Consider the following 2,128-nt stretch of genomic DNA (forward strand, 5'->3'; position numbering starts at 1 on the left):
TGAGCGAGAGTGGACGGTGCGTAGTAGATGACGGGTTATCGACACTGCGCCAGGCGAATCCGGTGAGTGCCAGCACCAGCACCGCCGAAATCGCCACCATCAGTTTGGCCGGACCGAAGGTGCCCGCAGGCGCGCTGACCGGTCTTGTCGACTCTCGCACTCGTGCATCCTCTCGACGAACTCCGCGCCCGGCCCGCTCTTCCCCCGGCAAACTCCGCCTTTGTCGTTAACCCGGGCTCGTCCGAGGACACCGGCCATCACAGGCTAACCAACAGTTACCACACTCGGGCCCAACCGCACGTGCCCCGGCGTGCCAGACTGGCCGCGTGAACGTCGATTTCCCCGCCCCCGCTCACCTGATCGTAACCGGCGCACATGGTCTGCTGGGGCGACAGATCCTGCGCCTGGCACCCGAGGCGCGCGGCTTCGGACGGGCCGAACTCGACATCACCGACCGCGCCGCCGTCGACGCCGTCCTCACTTCCGGAGCCGTACTGATCAACTGCGCGGCCTACACCGCGGTCGACGCCGCCGAAACCGACGTCGACGCCGCCTTCGCCGCCAACGCGACCGGACCGGGCGTCCTGGCCGCCGCCTGCGCCGCGGCGGGCGCGCGGCTGATCCACGTGTCCACCGACTACGTCTTCCCCGGGACCGCGCGCACTCCGTACGAACCCGACGACCCCACCGGACCGGGCACCGTCTACGGCCGATCCAAGCTCGCCGGTGAGCAGGCGGTGCTCGCGCTGGGCGCCCAGGTCGTGCGCACCGCCTGGGTCTATTCCGGTGTCGAGGGGGATTTCGTCGCGACGATGCGCAGGCTGGAGGCCGAACGCGACACCGTCACCGTGGTGAACGACCAGCTCGGCTCTCCCACCAGCGCCGCCGATCTCGCCGCGGGCCTGCTCGAATTGAGCACCCGCCCCGACGCCCCCCGTGTGCTGCACGCCACCAATTCCGGCACCGCCACCTGGTTCGACCTCGCCGCGGCGGTCTTCACCGACCTGGGCGCCGACCCGAACCGGGTACTGCCGTGCGCGTCCAGCGAATTCCCCAGACCCGCACCGCGCCCGGCGTATTCGGTGCTGTCCCCCGCCGCCTGGAACGCGGCGGGCCTCACCCCGCTGCGCCCCTGGCGTATCGCACTCACCGACACACTGCGCCGGTTGTCCGACTAGGCTCCGCAGTCGTGAACGCAGCAGACGCAGCCGATTCTCCAGCCACCGCCGGCCTTGCCGTGGTCACGGTGACCTATTCACCGGGTGAGCACCTCGAGCACTTCATCACCACTCTCGCCGACGCGACCAGCGAGAAGCCGCAGGTGATCCTGGCCGACAACGGCTCGACCGACGGCGTCCCCGAACTCGTCGCCGAGGCCAACTCGCACGTGACGCTGCTGCACACCGGCGGCAATATCGGCTACGGCGGCGCCATCAACCGGGCCGTCGCCGAGATCGATCCGTCCATCGAATTCGTCATCCTGGCCAACCCGGACATCCGCTGGGGCGTCGACTCCATCGACAAGATGCTCGAAGCCGCCGCACGCTGGCCGCGGGCGGGCGCGATCGGCCCGATGGTTCGTGAGCCCGACGGCAGCATCTACCCGTCCGCACGCCGGGTCCCCGGCCTCGCCGATGGCGCCGGACACGCGATCCTGGGCTCGGTCTGGCCGAAGAACCCCTGGTCGGTGCGCTACCGCCAGGAGAACGAGCAGATCTCCGAGCGGGTGGTCGGCTGGCTGTCCGGCTCCTGCCTGCTGGTGCGCCGCGCCGCCTTCGACACCATCGACGGTTTCGACTCGCGCTACTTCATGTACATGGAGGACGTGGACTTCGGTGACCGCATGGGCAAGGCGGGCTGGCACAATGTATTCGTCCCGGACGCCGAGGTGACCCACGCCAAGGGTCATGCCGCGGGCAAGCATCCCGAATTGATGCTGCCCGCCCACCACGCCAGCGCCTACCGATTCCAGGCGGACCGGCATCCGCACTGGTGGCAGGCACCGTTGCGGGGCGCGTTGCGGGCCGGACTTGCGGTTCGCTCCAAGATTGCGGTTCGATCGGCGCTGCGTGAGCAAGCGCGAACCGGAGCCTGAATAGGTACCGGTCCACTGTGAACAGGGGAAACT

The 2,128-nt window shown here is 69.1% G+C and carries 2 protein-coding genes; both read left to right on the plus strand.

The annotated features are described in order from the left end of the window. The first annotated feature begins 326 nt into the window (after positions 1-326). Positions 327-1,178, plus strand: a complete 852-nt coding sequence (gene rfbD, locus ACFWF3_RS33465) for a dTDP-4-dehydrorhamnose reductase (RefSeq protein WP_379317959.1) — start codon at positions 327-329, stop codon at positions 1,176-1,178. A gap of 11 nt (positions 1,179-1,189) precedes the next feature. After that, entirely contained in the window at positions 1,190-2,095 is a 906-nt protein-coding gene (locus ACFWF3_RS33470) for a glycosyltransferase family 2 protein (protein WP_379317961.1), read from the plus strand. The last annotated feature ends 33 nt before the right edge of the window (positions 2,096-2,128 follow it).

Origin of the sequence: Nocardia sp. NPDC060220 (assembly GCF_042727815.1) — a bacterium.
GTDB lineage: Bacteria > Actinomycetota > Actinomycetes > Mycobacteriales > Mycobacteriaceae > Nocardia.